General features: G+C 73.7%; 12 protein-coding genes. 10 read left to right on the top strand and 2 right to left on the bottom strand.

Translation table 11 applies throughout. From position 1 onward, the window contains the following. Positions 1 to 14: 14 nt before the first annotated feature. The 4 genes from AB0M18_RS29545 to AB0M18_RS29530 all read left to right on the top strand — a co-directional run bounded on the left by AB0M18_RS29545 (position 15) and on the right by AB0M18_RS29530 (position 4,034). On the top strand, positions 15 to 608 hold the full coding sequence (locus tag AB0M18_RS29545) for a DUF5998 family protein (protein ID WP_365763324.1): 594 nt from the start codon (positions 15 to 17) through the stop codon (positions 606 to 608). Then, positions 608 to 1,813, top strand: a complete 1,206-nt coding sequence (locus tag AB0M18_RS29540; RefSeq protein ID WP_365763322.1) for a nucleotide pyrophosphatase/phosphodiesterase family protein — start codon at positions 608 to 610, stop codon at positions 1,811 to 1,813. Before AB0M18_RS29545 ends, AB0M18_RS29540 begins: the two co-directional genes overlap by 1 nt. A 65-nt stretch (positions 1,814 to 1,878) precedes the next feature. After that, on the top strand, positions 1,879 to 2,526 hold the full coding sequence (locus AB0M18_RS29535) for a thymidine kinase (protein ID WP_365763320.1): 648 nt from the start codon (positions 1,879 to 1,881) through the stop codon (positions 2,524 to 2,526). A gap of 134 nt (positions 2,527 to 2,660) precedes the next feature. Next, positions 2,661 to 4,034, top strand: coding sequence for an aromatic acid/H+ symport family MFS transporter (locus tag AB0M18_RS29530; protein WP_365763318.1), 1,374 nt, complete (start codon positions 2,661 to 2,663; stop codon positions 4,032 to 4,034). A gap of 21 nt (positions 4,035 to 4,055) precedes the next feature. Here AB0M18_RS29530 and AB0M18_RS29525 read toward each other — a convergent pair whose 3' ends face one another. Next, entirely contained in the window at positions 4,056 to 4,961 is a 906-nt protein-coding gene (locus AB0M18_RS29525) for a LysR family transcriptional regulator (protein ID WP_365763316.1), read from the bottom strand. Between the two features lie 168 nt (positions 4,962 to 5,129). Between AB0M18_RS29525 and AB0M18_RS29520 the strand changes: the two genes are divergently transcribed. Then, on the top strand, positions 5,130 to 6,335 hold the full coding sequence (locus AB0M18_RS29520) for an MFS transporter (RefSeq protein ID WP_365763314.1): 1,206 nt from the start codon (positions 5,130 to 5,132) through the stop codon (positions 6,333 to 6,335). 90 nt (positions 6,336 to 6,425) lie between these two features. On the opposite strand, the gene AB0M18_RS29515 is transcribed toward AB0M18_RS29520, so the two are convergent. Beyond that, positions 6,426 to 7,217, bottom strand: coding sequence for an alpha/beta hydrolase (locus AB0M18_RS29515; protein WP_365763312.1), 792 nt, complete (start codon positions 7,215 to 7,217; stop codon positions 6,426 to 6,428). 196 nt (positions 7,218 to 7,413) lie between these two features. On the opposite strand from AB0M18_RS29515, the gene AB0M18_RS29510 reads away from it, so the two are divergent. From AB0M18_RS29510 to AB0M18_RS29490, 5 genes are all read left to right on the top strand, one after another. After that, entirely contained in the window at positions 7,414 to 14,760 is a 7,347-nt protein-coding gene (locus tag AB0M18_RS29510; RefSeq protein WP_365763310.1) for an amino acid adenylation domain-containing protein, read from the top strand. A gap of 82 nt (positions 14,761 to 14,842) precedes the next feature. Then, positions 14,843 to 16,060 (top strand): FAD-dependent monooxygenase, encoded by a 1,218-nt coding sequence (locus AB0M18_RS29505; RefSeq protein ID WP_365763308.1) that lies wholly within the window; start codon positions 14,843 to 14,845, stop codon positions 16,058 to 16,060. Between the two features lie 38 nt (positions 16,061 to 16,098). After that, entirely contained in the window at positions 16,099 to 16,977 is an 879-nt protein-coding gene (locus AB0M18_RS29500) for an SDR family oxidoreductase (protein WP_365763306.1), read from the top strand. Between the two features lie 384 nt (positions 16,978 to 17,361). Beyond that, complete coding sequence (gene paaN / locus AB0M18_RS29495; protein ID WP_365763304.1) at positions 17,362 to 19,104, top strand: phenylacetic acid degradation protein PaaN; 1,743 nt, start codon at positions 17,362 to 17,364, stop codon at positions 19,102 to 19,104. After that, positions 19,101 to 20,303: a LuxR C-terminal-related transcriptional regulator gene (locus AB0M18_RS29490; RefSeq protein WP_365763302.1), complete on the top strand. Its 1,203-nt coding sequence runs from the start codon at positions 19,101 to 19,103 to the stop codon at positions 20,301 to 20,303. The genes paaN and AB0M18_RS29490 overlap by 4 nt, the downstream gene beginning before the upstream one ends. Positions 20,304 to 20,469 lie beyond the last annotated feature (166 nt).

The following is a 20,469-nucleotide window of genomic DNA, read 5'->3' as shown; positions in this document are numbered from 1 at the left end:
GTAGGATGGAGTCCATGGCGAAGACCGGTACGACGACCCAGGGGCTGCGCGCGGCGATCGAGCGCAGCGGCTACTACCCGGCCCTCGTGGCCGAGGCGGTGGAGGCCGCTGTCGGCGGCGAGGCCGTCACGTCGTACGTGGTCCACCAGGAGACCACCTTCGACGCCAACGAGGTGCGGCGGCACGTCACCGTCCTCGTCCTCACGGCCAACCGGTTCATCGTCAGCCACACCGACGAGCAGTCCGCCGACAGCAGCTCCCCGACGCCGTACGCCACGACCTCCACCGAGTCCGTGAAGCTCGACCGGATCTCCTCGATCGTCGTCAGCCGCGTCGTCGCCAACCCCGAGGCCTACACCCCGGGCACCCTGCCCCGCGAGGTCGTCCTCACCATCGGTTGGGGCGCCGTCTCCCGGATCGACCTGGAGCCGGCCGCCTGCGGCGACCCCAACTGCGACGCCGACCACGGCTACACCGGCAGCTCCACCGCCGACGACCTCAGCCTCCGGGTCAGCGACGCCGGCGACGGACCGGACACCGTCAAGCAGACCCTCGCCTTCGCCCAGGCGCTCTCCGAGGCCACCGCGACGACCCCGGCCGCCCGCTGATGGTGCAGCCCACCGCCGTCGCACAGGGCTGGCCGGACGAACCGGTGCCGCTCGACCCCGCCACCGCGCCGCTCCCGGAGTACGGCACCGGCTCGCTCGGCGACCTGCTGCCGACCCTGGTCGCCGGACAGGGCGTGCCCGGCTGCACGCCGCGGATCGCGGAGCTCGCGCCCGCCGACCGCAACTGCGTCTTCCTCATCGACGGGCTCGGCTGGGAGCAGATACTCGCCCACCCGGACGAGGCGCCCTATCTGACCTCGCTGCTCGGCTCCTCCCGCGGCGGCACCGGCCGCCCGATCACCGCCGGCTTCCCCGCCACCACCGCGACCTCGCTCGCCTCGGTCGGCACCGGACGCTTCCCCGGCACCCACGGACTGCCCGGCTACACCGTGCGCAACCCGGACACCGGCGAGCTGATGAACCAGCTGCGCTGGAAGCCGTGGACCCCGCCGCAGGTCTGGCAGCCGTACCCGACCGTCTTCCGGCTCGCCGACAAGGCCGGGATCCACACCGCCCAGGTCTCCTCGCCCGCCTTCCGGGACACCCCGCTCACCAAGATCGCGCTGAGCGGCGGCAGCTTCCACGGGCGCCTCTCCGGCGAGGAGCGGATGGACCTGGCCGCCGAGCAGCTGGCCGCCGGCGACCGCTCGCTGGTCTACACGTACTACAGCGAACTCGACGGCGCCGGACACCGCTTCGGCATCGACTCCGACGCCTGGCGCGGCCAGCTGATGTTCGTCGACCGGCTGGCCCAGCGGCTCGCCGAACAGCTCCCGCCGCGCTCCGCGCTCTATGTCACCGCCGACCACGGCATGGTGGACATCCCCTTCGACGAGGACCACCGGATCGACTTCGACGAGGACTGGGAGCTGCGGGCCGGCGTCGCCCTGCTCGGCGGCGAGGGCCGCGCCCGGCACGTCTACGCCGTCCCCGGCGCCGCGTCCGACGTCCTGACCTGCTGGCAGGAGGTCATCGGCGACCGCTTCTGGGTGGCGAGCCGCGAGGAGGCCGTCGCGCTCGGCTGGTTCGGCGACACGGTCGACGAGCGGGTGTACGGACGGATCGGCGACGTGGTCGCCGCCGCCCAGGACGACCTCGCCATCACCGCCTCCGTCAACGAGCCCAACGAGTCCGCCATGACCGGCATGCACGGCTCCATGACCCCGGCGGAGCAGCTGGTGCCGCTGCTCGAAGTGCGCACCTGAGGCCCTGCGGCCCCCGACTCCCTCCTCCCTGTTCCTCCCCGATCTCGAAAGGTCTCCGACCTCCCATGCCCGAGCTGGTGTTCTTCTCCGGAACGATGGACTGCGGAAAGAGCACCCTCGCTCTTCAGATCGAACACAACCGCTCCGCCCGCGGCCTCGAGGGCATGATCTTCACCCGCGACGACCGGGCCGGCGAGGGCAAGCTGTCCTCCCGGCTCGGCCTGGTCACCGACGCCGTCGAGGCGGCCGAGGGCTTCGACTTCTACGCGTACCTCGTCACCCATCTGTCGAAGGGCGGGCGCTGCGACTACGTCATCTGCGACGAGGCCCAGTTCCTCGCCCCCGAGCAGATCGACCAGCTCGCCCGGGTGGTCGACGACCTGGAGCTCGACGTCTTCGCCTTCGGCATCACCACCGACTTCCGCTCCAAGCTGTTCCCCGGCTCGCAGCGCCTGGTCGAGCTCGCCGACCGGGTGGAGGTGCTCCAGGTCGAGGCCCTGTGCTGGTGCGGTGCCCGGGCCACGCACAACGCGCGCACCGTCGGCGGCGCCATGGTCGTGGAGGGCGCGCAGGTCGTGGTCGGTGACGTGAACGCGGGCGACGAGGTCGGCTACGAGGTGCTGTGCCGCCGCCACCACCGCAAGCGGATGACGAGCGCGACGGCGCGCGCCGCGGCCCTGTCGCCCGACGTCCTGCCGGTCACGATGGGCTGAGGCATCGCCCGGGGCGCCGGTGCGGGCTCGCCCGGTGCGCGGCCGGGACGCCCCCGCGTCACGTCGTGTTCCCCGGAAATTCTGCTCTGCGGAATCTTCTGTTCGGTCGGGGTGCCCGCAGGCACCGTGTGGCCATGAGCACAGCAACGAGCGGCCCCGCCGAAGCGGCCGCGCCCTGGAGACCGGCCGCCCTCGTCATCGGGTTGTGCTGGTTGATCGTCGTCTTCGACGGCTACGACCTCATCGTCTACGGCACGACCATCCCGGCCCTCCTCAAGGAGCCGGGCTGGCAGCTCACGCCCGGCCAGGCCGGCACCATCGGCAGCCTCGCGTTCGCCGGCATGCTCGTCGGTGCGCTGTTCGCCGGCAACCTCGCCGACCGGCTGGGCCGGCGGCGCACCATCCTCGCCTGCGTCACCTGGTTCACGCTGTTCACCGGGCTGTGCGGCCTCGCGCCGAACGCGGAGGTCTTCGGCGTGCTGCGCTTCGTCGCCGGCATCGGCCTCGGCGGCCTGGTGCCGTCCGCGAACGCGCTCGCCGCCGAGTTCGTCCCGCCCCGGTTCCGCTCGGTCGGCGCCACCGCGATGATGTCCGGCGTCCCCATCGGCGGCGCGCTCGCCGCGATCATCGGCATCCCCACCCTGCCGGCGCTCGGCTGGGAGGCGCTCTACCTGTTCGCCTTCAGCGGCTTCCTGCTCGTCGCGGCCCTCGGCCGCTGGCTTCCGGAGTCGGCCGCCTGGCTGCGCAGCAAGAACCGCGTCGACGAGGCCCGGGCCGTCGAGGCGCGCTACGGACTCGGCGCTGCCGACGAGACCGCCGCCGACGCCCCCGCTGCCGTCCCTGGCGCCGCCCCCGGTTCCGCCGCCCCGGCCTACCGTCCCTCCCTGAGCACCGTCCTCCGTGCGCCGTTCCTGCAGGCGACGCTGCTGTTCGGCGCCGCGACGGTCGCGACCCTGTTCGCCTGGTACGGCCTGGGTACGTGGCTGCCGAAGCTGACCGCCGGCGAGCCGCGCTTCGACCTCGGCAGCAACCCGCTCACCTATCTGCTCGCCCTCAACCTGGGCGCGGTCGCGGGATCGGCGATCACCGCGTGGGTGGCCACCCGGATCGGCCCGCTGCGCAGCGCGATCATCGGCGCCGCCTGCGCCGCCCTCGGGCTTGCCTCGCTGGTGACCTACCCGTCCTCGATCCTCGTCGTGTACGGAGCGCTGATCCTCGCCGGCGTCGGGACCCACGGCACCCAGTGCCTCATCATCTCGGCGGTCGCGGGGCACTACCCGCCGATCCTGCGCGGCACGGCCCTCGGCTTCGCGCTCGGCGCCGGCCGGATCGGTGCCGTGATCGCCCCGACCACGGCCGGCTGGCTGCTCGACGGCGGCTACGGCGTGAGCTCCAACTTCCTGCTCTTCGCCGGCGCCTCCGCGCTGTCGGCCGTCCTGCTCGTCGCGCCGTACCTGCTCACCCGTTCCGCGCGTACGGCCGAGCCCGCCGGAGCACTCGCCCCCTGAGGGGTCCCCTGAGGCCCTGTCTCAGCTCCTCTCTCCGGTCAGGGTCTCGCCCACCACCTCCGCGAAGGCCTGTGCCTGCGGGGTGCCGCTCCGGCGGCGGAGGACCACGCCCAGCAGGGAGTCCGGGAGGCCCTCGACCGGGACGAAGACGATGGATCCGCGATGGCCGTGGTACTCGGCCGTCGAACGGCAGAGCAGCATCGCGCCCCGGTCCGCGGCCGTCAGCGAGAGACCTTCCTGCAGGGTGTTGACCTGGGGGCCGGCCGGGATCGGCCGGCCCCCAGGAGTCTCGCGGGGTGCCTGCGCCAGGCGCCAGTACTCGGGCGCCGAGTCCTGGATGCCGATCAGCCGGCAGTCCGCGAGCTCCTCCGCCGAGACCGACGCGCGCCCCGCCAGGGGATGCCGGGCGGAGACCGCCAGGGTCTGCGGCTGCCGGGAGAACACCGGGCCCAGCAGCAGGTCCTCCTCCGCCACCGGCAGCAGGACCACGGCGCAGTCCACCTCCTTGCGGCGCACCGGCCCGAACGGATCGGACAGCGCGATCTCCGCCACCTCGATGGCGCACTTCGGGTAGCGCTCCTCGAACCCCGAGATGGCACGGGCCAGATAGTCGTCCACCGTGCCCTGGAAGCCGATCCGCAGCACGCCGTCGAAGTTCCGGGCGGCCGCCCGGGCCTCGTCGACGGAGCCCCGCAGCGCCTCGTACGCCGGCCGCAGCGAGGACAGGAAGGACTCGCCCAGCGGGGTCAGGCCCACTCGGCGGCTCGTCCGCTCCACCAGCGGGGCACCGATCCGGCCCTCCAGGGAGCGGAGCAGCTGGCTGACCCGGCTCTGGGACACATAGAGCCGCTCGCCCGCCCGGCCGAAGTGCAGCTCCTCGGCGAGCACGAGGAAGGCCTCCAGCTCGCGGATGTCCAGACTGCTCATGGTCTCCCCTTCTGCGCCGCGGTCGCGCTCCCCGCTCCCCAGCGATGTCTACCCGGGCGGGCGGCCGGTCCGCCAGGCGGGCCGGAGGAATCGATCAAGTAGCCGGGCTCATCGAAGCATGAGGGATTGGGCGTTGTTCCCGCAGGTCGCGGCGGGTTGGCTGAACTCATGGCACAGACAGAGGAAATCGCAGGGGTGACGCCGGACGTTCCGGAGCCCCGGGGCGGCGGCTGGCCCGCCGTGGTCGCCGTCGCCGGCGCGACGTTCACCGTGGTCACGTCCGAGATGCTGCCGGTGGGGCTGCTCACGCCCATCGGCGAGGCGCTGAAGGTGACGGAGGGCACGGCCGGACTGACCCTGACCATCACGGGTCTGGTCGGTGCGGTGTCCGCGCCGCTGCTCACCCCGGCGCTCGGCCGCTTCGACCGGCGCCCGGTGCTGTGCGGTCTGATGGCGGTGCTGATCGTCGGCAATCTGCTGGCCGCCTGGTCCCCGCACTTCGCCGTCATGGTGGCGGCCCGGGTCCTGGTCGGCATCGGCATGGGCGGGGTGTGGGCCATCGCGGCCGGTCTCGCGGTACGGCTCGTCCCGGGGAAGTCCGTGGGCCCGGCCACCTCGCTGGTCTTCAGCGGGATCGCGGTCGCCTCGGTGCTCGGTGTACCGGCCGGCACGTACATCGGCGAACTCGCCGACTGGAAGACGGCGTTCGTCACCGTCGCCGGGCTCGCGCTCGTGGTGCTCGCGGCTCTGGCGGTGCTGCTGCCGAAGCTGCCCGCCGAGCAGGAGATCCGGCTCGGCGGCGTGCTGCGGCTGGTCGGCGACCCACGGGTGGCGACGGGCCTCGGCGTGGTGCTGCTCCTGGTCACCGGCCACTTCGCCGCGTACACCTACGTACGGCCCGCCCTGGAGGAGATCTCGGGAGCGAGCGCGTCCGTGATCGGCACCCTGCTGCTGGTGTACGGCGTGGCCGGCGTGCTCGGCAACTTCGCCTCGGGCGCCCTCGCCTCGCGCTCCCCGCGCGGCGCGCTCCTGGCGATCAGCCTGGTGCTCGCCGCCACGGTCTGCCTGATGCCGCTGATCGGCGGGTCGGTGGTCACGGCCACCGTGCTGCTCGCGGTCTGGGGCCTGTCGTACGGCGGGGTCTCGGTGTCCACCCAGACCTGGCTGCTCGCGTCGGCCCCCGAGGCCCGGGAGTCCGCGTCCGCGCTGTTCGTCGGCGTGTTCAACGGCTCCATCGCCCTTGGCGCGTTCGTCGGCGGCCTCGCCGCGGACGGCTCCGGCATCGAGGCCGTCATGTACCTGGGAGCGGCCCTCGCCGTCGGCGCCCTCGTGGTCACGGCCGTGGGCCGCGCACCGGCCGCCGAGCGCCACTGACCGGCGCGAAACCCCCCTGAACCGGCGGCGCTCCGGGGTACACCCCCGTCCCCGGAGCGCCGCCAACCCGCCCGCCACCGGCCGGAGGGGTCACACCCCGAGGCCGTCGAGGAACTCCCGGACCAGCGCGGCCCATTCGGCCGGCCGCTCGGCGGCGATGGCGTGCCCGCAGTCCAGGTCCGCGAGCCTCGCCCCCGGAATACCGTTCGCGAGTTCACGGGAGTGAAGAGGTGTGATGAGGAGATCCCGAGTCGGGGAGACGACCAGGACGGGCACCCGGATCCGGGCCAGGTCGGGCCGTACGTCGATGTGCTCGAACAGCGCGAGCTGGGCGTCCGCGCCCGGCGGCATGCCCGCGGCGAACAGCCCGAGCTGCTCCTCGATCTCCGCGCCGGAGCGCTCGTCCAGCCAGTCGGGCCCGCCGACCATCAGCGACAGATAGGCGGCCAGCTCCCGGCCCGCGGGATCGCGGCGGCCCAGCGAGCGCCAGGTGTCGATCGCGAGCCGCAACCGTGGATTGGGGAAGGCGAAGCCGGCGGAAAGCACGAGGGCGGTCACCCGTTCCGGATGCCGCACCGCGGCCCGTACCGCCACCGTGGTGCCCATCGAGAAACCGGAAATGGCGAAGGAGTGCACGCCGGATTGCGCGGCGCTTTCCACGATTTCGTCGGCGAGTATGTCAAGACTCAATGCGCGGTCCGCGAGAGGGGTGGAACCGGAGCCCGGGAAATCCGGACCGACCACGGTCCTGGATTCGGCGAGAGAGGCGATCACGGGGCCGAAGCTGTCCTGCACATCACTGCCTGCACCGTGCGCGAGCAGCAGGCCAGGGCCGCTGCCCCACACGGAGCGGGACAACGAGGAAGGAGGTGAAGGGGTCATGGCGACGATGCTAGCGAATCACCCTGCTATTCCTCGGAATTATCCGTCGACTTCACGCCACCGTGACAGACCGCTACTTGATCGAGTGGTCGGCGACTACTCGATCGAGTAGTGGTGGATCGGATCACGTGAAACGTAGGCTCACGAGCATCGGGCAACGAAAATTCCCTGAGCCTGAATTATCGAAGGAAGGCCGATGCTCACTTCACGTCAGCTCCCGCTGTCCGCCTACCAGCGCGATATCTGGGCTGCCGAATCCGCCACCGCCGCCGACCCTCAGTTCAACGTCCTTCTTCACGAACGGCTGGACGGGGAGCTGGACACCGATGTCCTGTGCGCCTCCCTGGAGCAGGTGCTCCGGGCCAACGACGCCTTCTCCCTGCGCTTCGACGACAGCGCCGGCGTCCCCTTCCAGTGGCTCGCGACCGAGGACACCGCCCCCTGGGTGGAGTACGCCGACCACTCCGACGCGCCCGCCCCCGCCGCGGCCTGCGCCGCCCGCCGGCGCGACTCCTTCAACCGGCCCTTCACGCTTCGCCGTTCGCGGTTGTTCACGGCCACCGTGCTGCGCGAGAGCGAGCGCGTGGTCCACCTCCTCCTGAACGTCCACCACCTGATCGCGGACGCCTGGGCGCTGAACCTCGTGCTGCGGCAGGTGCACGACGAGTACCTCCGCCGGACCGGCGTCGAGGCCGTCGCCGCCGCCTCGCCCACTCCTTCTGTCACGACCCTGCTTGACGCCGAGGCCGCGTACCGCGCCTCCGCCGCCCCCGAGGAGGACCGCGCCCACCACCGCGAGGCCCTCGCCGGTGTCGCGCCCGCGCTCTTCACCCGTACCGTCGCCGCCGGCGAGGCGCCGGTGCTCCGCGGCCGCCACAGCGTCACCGTGGACGCCGCCCTGGTGCGCCGGATCCGCGCCCTCGGCGGCTCGCCCTTCGCCTTCGTCGCCGCCGCCTTCGCCACCTACCTCGCCCGGGCGCACCGCGCCGACGAGGCCGTGCTCGGCGTGCCGTTCCTCAACCGTCCGTCCGCGGCCGAGCAGGAGGTCGTCGGCCAGGTCGCCAACAGCCTTCCGGTCCGGGTGACCGTCGACGCCGGGGCGAGCCTGCCGGAGCTCGCCGCCCGGATCCGCACCGGCACCGACACCCTGCGCCGCCACGAGCGCCTCGCCCTCGGTGACGTGCTGCGCGAACTCCCCGCCACCGGGGCCGGATCCCGCCGTCTCTTCGACGTGACCCTGTCCTATCTGCGCTTCCCGCGCCCTGCGGCCCTGCCCGGCGTGACGGCCGAGACGGCCGTCCAGGCGCCCGTCCACGCCCAGGACGCGCTGTCGGTGATGATCCACGCCTTCGACGACGACGCCGACCTGCGCCTCGACCTCGACTACGCGCTCGACGTCTTCGACGAGGACCTGCCGATCACGGCCGTCGCGGACCAGCTGCTCACCCTCCTCCGCGCCGGTGTCGAGCGGCCCGGACAGCCGGCCGTCACCCTGCCGCTGCTGAGCGAGGCCGGATACGCAGGGCTCGTCCACGACTCCCGCGGCCCTCGGGTCCCGTACGCCGACGACACCACCGTGCACGCGCTGATCGCCGCGCAGGCCGCCCGCACCCCGGACCGCACCGCCGTCACCGGCGCCGACGGCACCGACGCCCTGACCTACGGCGAACTCGAGGCCCGCTCCAACCAGGTGGCCCGCGGGCTGCGCGCCCACGGCGTCGCCACCGGCGACCGGGTCGCCGTCCTGATGGAGCGCTCGCCGAGGCTGCTCGTCGCCCTGCTCGGCGTACTGAAGGCGGGCGGCGCCTATGTGCCCGTCGACCCCGGCTACCCGGCCGAGCGGATCGGCCTCCTCCTGGAGGACAGCCGGGCCGCCGCCGTCCTCGTCGACCCCGGCACCGCCCTGCCCGAGGCGGCGGCCGGCAAGCCGCCGCTGACCGTGGCGGAACTGCTCACCGGGCCCGACGGACCGCTCCCGCCGCACGCCGGGCCGCGCGACCTCGCGTACGTCATCTACACCTCCGGCTCCACCGGGCGGCCCAAGGGCGTGATGGTCGAGCACCACTCCGTGGTCAACCGACTGGCCTGGATGCAGCGGGCCCACCCGGTCGGGGCGGACGACGTGCTGCTCCAGAAGACGCCGATCTCCTTCGACGTGTCCGTCTGGGAGCTGTTCTGGTGGGCGATCGAGGGCGCGGGCCTCGCCCTGCTGCCCGTCGGCGGCCAGCGCGACCCGCGGCAGATCCTCGCGACGATCGAGGACCGCCGGGTGACGGTGCTGCACTTCGTGCCCTCCACGCTCGGCCCCTTCCTCGACCTCCTGGAGATCTCGCCGGAGCTGCGCGCCCGGGCCGGCTCGCTGCGCACCGTCTTCTGCAGCGGCGAGGCCCTGCCGGCGGCGCGCGTCGAGCAGTTCAACCGGGTGTTCGGCACAGGCAACGGCACCGGCACAGGCACCGGCACAGGCACCGGCACAGGCACCGGACCGGGCTCAGACCCCGGCGTCCCGCGCCTGGTCAACCTGTACGGGCCCACCGAGGCGACGGTCGACGTGTCGTACCACGCCTGCCCCGGCGCGGCCGACGAGCCGGTCCGCCGGGTGCCCATCGGCCTGCCCATCGACAACACCGTCCTGTACGTGGTGGACGCGCACGGCGGCCTCCAGCCCCCCGGCCTCCCAGGCGAGCTGTGCATCGGCGGCGTCGGCGTGGCCCGCGGCTATCTGGACCGGGCGGAGCTCACGGCGGAGAAGTTCATCGAGGACCCCTTCCCCGCACGCCACGCCACGGGCGAGGAGCCCTTCACCCCGGAGCGCCGGATCTACCGCACCGGGGACCTCGCCCGCCGGCTCGCCGACGGCGGGATCGAGTACCTGGGCCGGATCGACGGCCAGGTCAAGATCCGCGGCAACCGCGTCGAGCTGGGCGAGGTGCAGAACCGTCTCGCCTCCCTCGCCGGGGTCCGCGACGCCCTGGTCGTGGACCGCGAGACGGCGGCCCGCGGCACCGTGCTCGTCGCCTACTACGTCGCCGACGAGGCCCTCGACCCGGCCCGGCTGCGCACCGAACTCGCCGCCCGCCTGCCCGAGTTCATGATCCCGTCGTACTTCGTGCCGATCGACCGAATACCCCTCACGCCCAACGGCAAGGCCGACCGGCGCGCCCTGCCCGCCCCGGTCACCGGCTCCGGTGCCGAAGGGGGCGGGGACGGGGACGGGAACGCCGGCGGTGTCGCCGAGCCGCCCCGGAACGCCACCGAGGAGACCCTGCTGCGCATCTGGTCCGAGATCCTGGAGACCTCGCCCGGCCGGATCGGCGTCCACGACGACTACTACGCCCTCGGCGGCGACTCCATCACCCTGCTGCGCATCCAGGCGCAGGCCGAGAAGGCCGGCATCCGCTTCTCGCCGACCGACCTCATGAACCACCCCACCGTTGCCCAGCTGGCCGCCCGGGCGACCACCGGCGCCCCCGCCGCGGACCGGGCCGAGCTCGCGCCCTTCGCCCTGGTCTCCCAGGTGGACCGGGCCCGCCTCGAAGGCCGCGCCGACGCGCATCCGCTCACCCGCCTCCAGCTCGGGCTGCTCTACCACAGCCGGGCCGAGGAGCGTTCGGCCGTCTACCACGACGTCTTCCAGTACAGCCTGGTGCTCGACTGGGACGAGGCCCGCTTCCGGGAGGCCTTCGACCGGCTGGTCGACCGCCACCCCGTGCTGCGCTCCTCCTTCGACCTCGGCTCCTTCTCCGAGCCGCTGCAGATCGTCGACCACGCCGTCGACGGCGGCCTCGCGGTCCTGGACCTGCGCGGCCGCCCCGGGTCCGAGGCGCGGGCGGAGATCGCCGCCCACGTCGAGGAACGCCGCTTCCACCGTTACGTGTTCGAGCGCGCGCCGCTGTACCTCTTCCGCGCGCACGTCCTGGACGACACCGTCGAGCTGGTGCTCAGCTTCCACCACGCGATCCTCGACGGCGGCAGCGTCGCCACCCTCCTGCGCGAACTCCTCCAGGACTATCTGCACCTCCTCGGCCACCCCATCGCGGCCGTCCCGGACACCGCCCTGCCCTCCGGCGCCCACCATGTGCTCGCCGAGCGCCGGGCCCTGGAGTCGGCGGACACCCGGCGGTTCTGGCAGGAACGCCTTGCGGACGCGCCGCTGCCGCAACTGGAGGCCTTCCGCCCGCACGAGACCCCGCGCGACGCCGAGCAGCTCACCCGGCTCGTCGACCTGCCCAGGGAACTCACCGACGAGGCGCGGGACTTCGGCGCCGCGCGTGGGCTGCCGATCAAGTCGGTGCTGTTCGCGGCGCACTGCCTCACCCTGCGGCTCTACTCCGGCCAGGCCGATGTCACCACCGGCCTGGTCACCCACGGCCGCCCCGAGATCGAGGGCGCCGACCGCACCGCCGGCCTCTTCCTCAACACCATGCCCGTGCGCCTCGACACCGGGGCCGCCGCCGACTGGGCCGGCGTGGTCCGCGCGGCCTTCGAGCAGGAGCGGCTCAGCCACGAGCACCGCCGCTACCCGCTCAGCGCCATCCAGGAGGACCGCGGCGCGACCGTCCTGGAGACCGCCTTCAACTACATCCACTTCCGGCAGCTCGCCGCCGTCCTCGAACTGCCCGGCGTGCGCATGCTCGACTTCCGGACCTGGGAGGAGACCAACTTCCAGCTGCTCGTCAACGCCATGACCGACCCGGTCGAGGGGACCGTGCGGCTGCGCATGGACTTCCACGGCCAGACCTTCACCCCGGGCCAGGCGGAGCTGTACGCCGACACGTTCACGGCCGTGCTCGACCGCATCGTCCGGCACCCCGACGAGCCCGCGGACCTTGGCTTCCTCAGCCCGGCGCCGTACGAGGCAGCCGACGCCGCCGAAGCCACCGACGCCCCCGAGGTCCCCTTCCAGGACGTGGCCCGCACCGTCGCCGAGCGGACCCGGCAGACCCCGGACGCGGTCGCCGTCGTCTGCGGGCCGCGCCGATGGACGTACGCCGAAGTCGGCCGCGCCGCCGACCGGGTGGCCGCCCGGCTGCTCGCCCTCGGCTCCCGGCCCGGCGACCGGGTGGGCATCGCCCTGCCCCGCTCCCCGGAGACCGTCGCCGTCATCCTGGGCGTGATGCGGGCCGGGGCCACGACCGTGCCCCTCGACGTGGGCTATCCGGTCGAGCGCCTGACCTCGATGGTGGGGCAGGCCCGGCCCTTCCGGATCGTCGCGGGCGCCGAACACGTCGGCGCGCTCGGCGAACTGGCCCCGGTCCTGTCCGCCGAGGAGCTCTTCGCCGACCCCGCGGACACGCCCGAAGGACCGGCCGGCGTCGGCATCGCGCCCGTCGACATCGCGCCCGCCGACATCGCGTACATCCTCTTCACCTCCGGCTCCACCGGCGCCCCCAAGGGCGTCGCCATGCCGCACCGCTCGCTCGCGAACCTCGTGGCCTGGCAGAACTCCGTACCGAGCGGCGTCGTGGGCGGCACCACCGCCCAGTACGCGCCCCTCAGCTTCGACGTCTCCTTCCAGGAGATCTTCTCGACGCTCTGCGGCGGCGGCACCCTGCACCTCCTCTCCGAGGACGAGCGCCGCGACATGCCCGCACTGCTCCGCCTCCTCGACCGCGAGGGAGTCGAGCGTCTGTATCTGCCGTACGTCGCCCTCCAGCAGCTCGCCGAGGCCGCGACCGCGCTCGACCTGGCGCCGCACGGCCTGAAGGCCCTGCTCTCCTCCGGCGAGCAGCTGCGCGTCACCGACGAGATCCGGCGGCTGTGCGCGGCGCTGCCCGGGGTGATCCTGGAGAACCAGTACGGGCCCACCGAGTCCCATGTGATCACCGCGTACACCATGCAGGGCGACCCGGCCGCCTTCCCGGCGCTGCCGCCCATCGGCCACCCCGTCGACCGGTCCGGGGTGCACGTCCTCGACGGACGGGGCCGCCCGGTGCCGCCCGGCGTCAAGGGCGAGCTGTATCTGGCCGGCGACTGCCTCGCCGAGGGGTACGTGGGCCGGGCCGACCTGACCGCCGAGCGGTTCACCGTCCACCCGGTCACCGGGGAGCGCCTGTACCGCAGCGGCGACCTGGGCATGCGGCTGCCCGGCGGCGACATCGTGTGCCTGGGCCGGGCCGACTCCCAGGTCAAGGTGCGCGGTTACCGGGTGGAGCCGGCCGAGGTGGAGCTGGCCGTCGGCCGCTTCGCCGCCGGACACCCCGGCATCCAGGAGGTCGCCGTCGTCGCCCGCCGGCGCGAGGGCGACGACTCCTTCCTGGCCGCCTTCCTCACCGGCGACCGCGACGGCGCCGACCTGGTCCTGCTGCGCAAGCAGCTGCGCACCGTGCTGCCCGACTACATGACGCCCTCGCACTTCGAGTGGCTGCCCGCCCTCCCGCTCACCCCGAGCGGCAAGCGGGACGACGCCGCGCTGCGCCGGACGCCGCTGACCGCCGACACGGCGGCCGACGAGGCCGAGCCGCTCGACGCGTACGAGCGGACGCTGACCGCGATGCTCGCCGACCTGCTCCAGCTGCCGGCGGTGGGCCCGCACCAGAACATCTTCGACCTCGGCGGCACCTCGCTCACCGCGATGCGCCTGGTCGTGCAGATCGAGCAGCGGTACGGCACGAGCATCCCGCTCTCGGACTTCGTCGCCGCCCCCACCGCCGCGGCGCTCGCGGCCCGGCTGCGCTCGGGCGAGGCCCGGACCGCGTTCGACCCGCTGGTGCCCATCCGTCCCGACGGCGACCGGCGCCCGATGTTCTTCGTGCACCCCATGGGCGGCAACGTGCTCTGCTACGTGCGCTTCGCCAAGCACCTGCCGGACGACCAGCCCTTCTACGCGCTCCAGGCGGCCGGCGCCGACCCGGGCACCGAGGCGCTGCGCAGCGTGGAGGACATCGCCGCCGGCTACGTCGAGGCGATCCGCCGGGTGCAGCCCAGTGGCCCGTACGTGATCGGCGGCTGGTCCTTCGGCGGCTTCGTCGCCTTCGAGATGGCCCGCCAACTGCGCGCGGCGGGCGAGGAGATCGCCCGTCTGGTGCTGCTCGACACCACCGCGCTCAACCCCGGACGGCGGCTGAACACCGGGGACGAGGCGCTGCTCGGCTGGTTCTTCTGGGAGCTGCTCTGGCTGCGCCGCGGCGGGGACTCCCCGCTGGAGCTGATCCCGGCGGAACTGGGCACGCTGGAGGAGAAGTTCGACTTCATCGCCCAGCTGGCCATCGACGAGGGCGTGCTGCCGGCCGGCAGCACGGGAGCGGTGGTCCGGCGCCTGTTCCAGGTGTACGAGGCGAACTGGAAGGCGGCCTTCGCCTACCGCCCCGAGGTGGTGGACCAGGACATGGTCCTCGTCCACGCCTCGGAGCCGCTGCCGGAGGTCCTCAACTCGATGCACACCGCGATCGAGAGCATGCACAAGGACCCGACGAACGGCTGGCGCGAGCGCACGAGTGGCGTCCTCGACGTGGTCGACGTCCCCGGCGACCACCTCACGATCATGGAGGAACCGCATGTCGGCCACATGGTCAGGACCGTCGTCGAACTGATCGGCGAATGACATGACCACCCCTCAGAGCACCCCTCAGAGCAACCCTCAGGCCACCCCTCACACAGACACCGGGAAGGACACGGACGGCACCATGGGGCAGAGCGGCGACGGCACGGCACGGAAGGCGCCGGGGAAGGCGCCACGGAAGGCGATCGTCCTCGGCGCGGGCATCGGCGGTCTCACCGCCGCCGTCGCCCTGCGCGAGGCGGGCCTCGACGTCGAGGTGTACGAGCGGGCCGGCGAGCTGCGCGCCGCGGGCTCCGGCCTCTCGGTCATGAGCAACGCCGTCGGCGCCCTGGACTCCCTCGGGGTGGGCATCGACCTGGAGAGGCGGGGCACGGCCCTGGAGTCGTACCACGTCAGGACCGCGCGGGGCCGGCTGATCCGGGAGTTCCCCTTCCCGGAGATCATCGGGCGGCTCGGCGTGCCCAGCGTGCTGATCACCCGCCCCGACCTCCAGGCGGCCCTCCTCGAAGCGGCCGACGGCATCCCGCTCCGTCTCGGCGCCACCGCCACCGGTTACGAGACCGGCGAGGACCCCGGCGACGGGGTGCGGGTGCGCTTCGAGGACGGGCGCGAGGCCCACGGCGACGTGCTGATCGGCGCCGACGGCTTCCACTCCGTGGTCCGCCGGCAGCTCGTCGGCCCCGAGGAGTCCCAGGACAGCGGCTACATCTGCTGGCTGGCCGTGGTGCCCTTCGCCCACCCGAGGTTCGCCCCGGGCTCGGTCACCCACTACTGGGGCAGCGGCAGGCGCTTCGGCATGGTCGACATGGGCGGCGGCCGGCTCTACTGGTGGGGCACGAAGAACATGCCCGCCGAGCGCTCCGCGAACTGGCGGGGCGGCAAGGACGAGATCCTCGCCGCCTACGCCGGCTGGGCGGACGAGGTCCAGGAGGCCGTCCGGGTCACCCCCGAGGCGGACATCATCGCGGTGCCCTCCCGGGACCGGGCCTTCCTGGAGCGCTGGGGCCGCGGCCCGGTCACCCTGCTCGGCGACGCCGCCCACCCGATGCTCACCAGCCTGGGCCAGGGCTCGGGCATGGCCATCGAGGACGCCGTCGTGCTCGGCCGGGCCCTCAAGGGTGCCACCGACCTCCCGCGCGCCCTGCGCCGTTACGAGGACGAGCGCCGGGAGCGCACCCGCGGCATGGTGGCCGCCTCCCGCGGCATCAGCACCTTCGAGCAGTCGGAGGACCCGGTGCGCCGGCCCGTACGGGACGCGTACTTCCGGTTCATGCCGGCGCGGAGGCTGGTCCGCACCCTGGAGGACTCGCTCACCTTCCCGCTGAGCCCCGCAGCGGTGTGACCGCCGCCGGACGACCGAAGGATCAGGAGAGACATCACATGGCAGGACATCTCGGCGCCCTCACACCGCACGGCAGGTCCGTGCTCGTCACCGGCGCCTCCTCGGGGCTCGGCCGGGTCTGTGTGCTCGTCCTGGAGCGCGCCGGCTTCCGGGTGTTCGCGGGCGTGCGCAAGGAGGCCGACGGCGAGGCGCTCGCCCAGGACGCGGCGTACGGCAGGATCACCCCGGTCCGTATCGACGTGAACGAGGAGAAGAGCATCGCGGCGGCGGCCGAACAGGTCGCCGGGACCGCCGGCGACGGCGGCCTGTGGGGACTCGTCAACAACGCGGGCATCTGCGTCTCGGCGCCGCTCGAATGCGTCGCGCCGGAACAGCTCCGCCGGCAGCTGGACATCAACGTGGTCGGCCAGCTCGCCGTCACCCAGGCGCTCCTGCCCCAGCTGCGGCGCGCCCGGGGCCGGGTGGTCAACGTGACCTCGGGGCTCGGCAGCGTGGCCATCCCCTATCTGGGGGCCTACGCCTCGGCCCAGTTCGCCAAGGAGGCCCTAACCGACGTGCTGCGGCGCGAGCTGCGGCCGCACGGCGTGGACGTGAGTGTGGTCCAGCCCGGGGCGATCATGACCCCGATCTGGGGGAAGGTCACCGAGACCGCCCGGGCCGCCATGGACGGGGTCCCCGAGCCGGTCGCCGACCTCTACCGCATCCCGTTCCACCGCTTCCTGCACGCCAACGAGCGCCAGGCCAGGGACAGCAGGACCCGTCCCGAGGACTTCGCGCGCACCGTCGGACAGGCGCTCACCGCCCGGCGGCCCCGGTCGCGCTACCGGGTCGGCGCGGACGCCCGCACCGTGAGCGTCCTCGCCCGGGCCCTGCCCGACGCGGCGCTCGACCGCTACCTGCGCCCGATCACGCGGTAGCGGACCGGACCGGACCGGACCGGAACCGACCGGAACCGACCGGCGCGGACCGGATCCGACCGGACCGGGCCGGGCCGGACCACCCGTAGGAAACAGGCCAGCCGACGGGCCCGCCCGACCGCCTTCCCGTAGGGATCACGCCATGATCGTGACCGGAACTCCATGTCCCGGACATGTCATGGATGCTCCGCTTTCGTCCCCCGGGAAGGCCGGGCGGGCCCGTCAAGGCCCCCCGCAACCACGAGCGTTCGCGGGCTGCGGCGCCCCTCGGCGCGCGGCCGGCCCGCGGCGCCCGGCGCGGCGGGCGTGAACGAAACGTCAAGTCGACGCACTGACCGAGTTTGCTGTGGAACCGGCGATCCCCGTACGACAAGGATGAAGATCATGGCCCGCACCACTCCCCACCCTTCCCCCACCGAGGCCGCCGCCCCGGCGCGCCTGATCGCCCGGCACCGGACCACCCTGGACCGGGCCCTGACCGCCGTCCGCACCCGTGAGCACTGGTCGCCCTACCCCGAGGACACCCGGGTCTACGGACCCGGCGGCGCCGCCGACGGCGAGGCCTCCTTACGCGCCCTGCTGGGGCGGCCGCTGGAGCTCGGCCAGCCCGGCCGCGACGGCACGGTCGGCCCGGCGCCCGACCGGGGCGGCGAGCGCTCCCCGTACGGCTTCGAGCTCGGCGTCTCCTACGCCCACCACGACCCCGCGGTCCTGCTGCCCGCCATGGCGGCCGCGCTGCCGGCCTGGCGGGACGCGGGGCCCGAGGTCCGGGCCGCCGTCTGCCTGGAGATCCTGGACCGGATCAACGCCCGCAGCCCCGAGTTCGCGGCCGCCGCCGAGCACACCAGCGGCCACAACCCCGTCATGGCCTTCCACGCCGGCGCCGTCCACGCCCAGGACCGCGGCCTGGAGGCCGTCGCCTGCGCCTACGCCGAGCAGACCCGGCTGCCCGCGAGCGCGCACTGGCGCAAACCCCTGGGCCCGGGCCGGGTGATCGACATCCACAAGCGGTTCACGGCCGTGCCCCGCGGGATCGCCCTCGTCATCGGCAACAGCGTCTTCCCCGCCTGGAACGGCTACCCCGGCCTGTTCGCCTCCCTGGCCACCGGCAACCCCGTCCTGGTCAAACCGCACCCCGCCGCCGTTCTCCCGCTCGCGCTCACCGTCCGGCTCGCCCGGGAGGTGCTCGCCGAGACCGGCTTCGACCCGAACCTGGTGTGCCTGGTCCCCGAGCACCCCGGCGAAGGGCTCGCCCGGCGCCTCGCGACCGCCCCCGAGGTGCGCCTGGTGGACTACTCGGGACGCACCGCCTTCGCCGACTGGCTCCACGAACACGCCCGCCAGGCCCGGGTCTTCACCGCCGTCTCCGCCGTCAACTCGCTGCTCGTCGAGTCCACCGACGACTACCGCGACATGCTCGCCAACCTGGCCTTCTCCGTCTCCCTCTACAGCGGCCAGCTCTGCACCAGCCCACAGAACCTGCTGATCCCGCGCGGCGGCATCGCCACCGACGAGGGACACAAGACGTACGACGAGGTGGTCGCCGACCTCGGCACCGCCCTGGACTCCCTGCTCGGCGACGACCACGCGGCCTGCGAGGTCCTGGGCGCGCTGCTCGGCCCCGAGGTCCGCTCCCGGGTGGACCTCGCGATGTCCGGCGCCCTGGGCCCGGTCGGCGTGCCCGCCCGGACCGTTCGGCACCCCGCGCACCCGGACGCGGCCGTCCGTACCCCCGTCGTCGTGAAGCTCGACGCCGCCCGGGACGCGGACCGCGCGACCCTGCTCGCCGAGTGGCTCGGACCGGTCTGCTTCGCCGTGGCCGTGGACTCCGCGGCGGCGGGCGTGGACCTCGTCGCGGAGACCACCCGGACCCGCGGCGCGCTCTCCGTCGGCCTGTACTCCGTCTCCGAGGAGGTGACGGAGGCGATGACGGCCGCCTGCGCCGAGGCCGGCGTGATGCTCTCCACGAACCTGATGGGGGACTGGTACATCTCGCAGTCCGCCGTCTACTCCGATCTGCACGGCACCGGCATGAACCCCGCCGGCAACGCGGTGTACAGCGACGGCGCCTTCGTGGCGGATCGTTTCCGTACGGTGGTCGTACGACGCTACGGCGGTGCCACATGAACACCGTCCTGGCCCCGGAGGCGCCGCTGCGCGGCCGGGAAAGCGAACTGGCCCTCATCCGCGAGGTCCTTGAGCACGGGCGCCGCGGCGGCAGCGCCGTGCTCGCCGTCGAGGGCATGCCGGGCATCGGCAAGACCCGCCTGCTGAGCGAGGCGGCGGCCCTCGCCCGGGAGCTCGGCTACCAGCCCGCGCGCCGCCCGCACGGCCGGGAGGCGCGACACCACCGCCCGTCCGCCGCCCGCACCGGCGGCCGGACCGGCGCGCGGCCCGCCGGGCCTCATCTGACGATCCTCGACGACCCGTGCGGGACCCCAGACCGCCCCGCGCACCGGACCCGCGTCCCCGCACCCCGCGGCCGCTCCGGCCCGGGCCGCGGCGTGCTGCTGATCGCCCACCGGCCCGGCGAGGCCGCGACGCTGCCCGGCCCCCTGCTCGCCGACCCGGCCGTCCGCACCGAACGCCTCGTCCTCGGACCGCTGGCCCCCGCCGACACCCACCGGCTCGCCCAGGACCTCCTCGGCGCGCCGCCCGCCCGGTCCCTGGCGCCGCTGGTCGACGACACCGGAGGACACCCCCGGCTGCTCATCGAGCTGCTGACCGGCCTGCGCGAGGAGAGCGGCGTCCAGCTGACCGGCGGCGAGGCGGAACTGCTCACCGAGAGCCTGCCGGACCGGCTCGCCGCCCGCGTCCGGGCCACCCTGGAGCGCTACTCGCCCGCCTGCCGCCAACTCCTCTGCGTGGCGGCCGTCCTGGGCGACGAGGTCGTGTACGGCGAACTCGCCCTGATGATGCACACCTCCGTCTCGGCCCTGCTGCCCACCCTGGAGGAGGTGTGCGCCACCGGCGCGGTCCGCGCCGTCGGCACCCGCGCCGTCTTCCAGAGCGCCCTGCTGCGCCGCCTCGTCGCGGAGTCCGTACCGGCCCCCGTACGGCTGGCCCTGGAACAGGAGGCCGCGGCACTCCGCTCCGCGCGCCGTGGCCAGCGCCAGAGCCCCCAGACGCCGACCCGGCACGGCGAACCCAGCGGCCGGCAGCGAGCCCTGGTGGCCCTGGTCGCGGAGGGCATGACCAACCAGCAGATCGCCAACCGGCTCGCCCTGTCGCCGCACACCGTCAACTACCACCTCCGCAAGCTGTTCAAGCACTACGGAGTGAGCTCGCGGATCGACCTGCTGCGGGCCGCCGCACGCGCCCACTAGGGCGTGTGTCGGAAGTCCCGTCTGCCGGGAGGCGCCCTGCGCGCACGCTCGCCGCGTTGTCAGTCGTCGGAGCAGCACGCTGCGCTCTCTCCCCCTGGGCCTGGCGGCCCGGGAGGTGCCCCCACCCTCCGCCTTGCGATCGCACGCACCGGACGCCTCCCGGCCC

It is taken from the genome of Streptomyces sp. NPDC051909 (assembly GCF_040681095.1).
GTDB lineage: Bacteria > Actinomycetota > Actinomycetes > Streptomycetales > Streptomycetaceae > Streptomyces.
The sequence above is the reverse complement of the archived record's forward strand: the minus strand, read 5'-3'. Positions and strand labels throughout refer to the sequence as shown.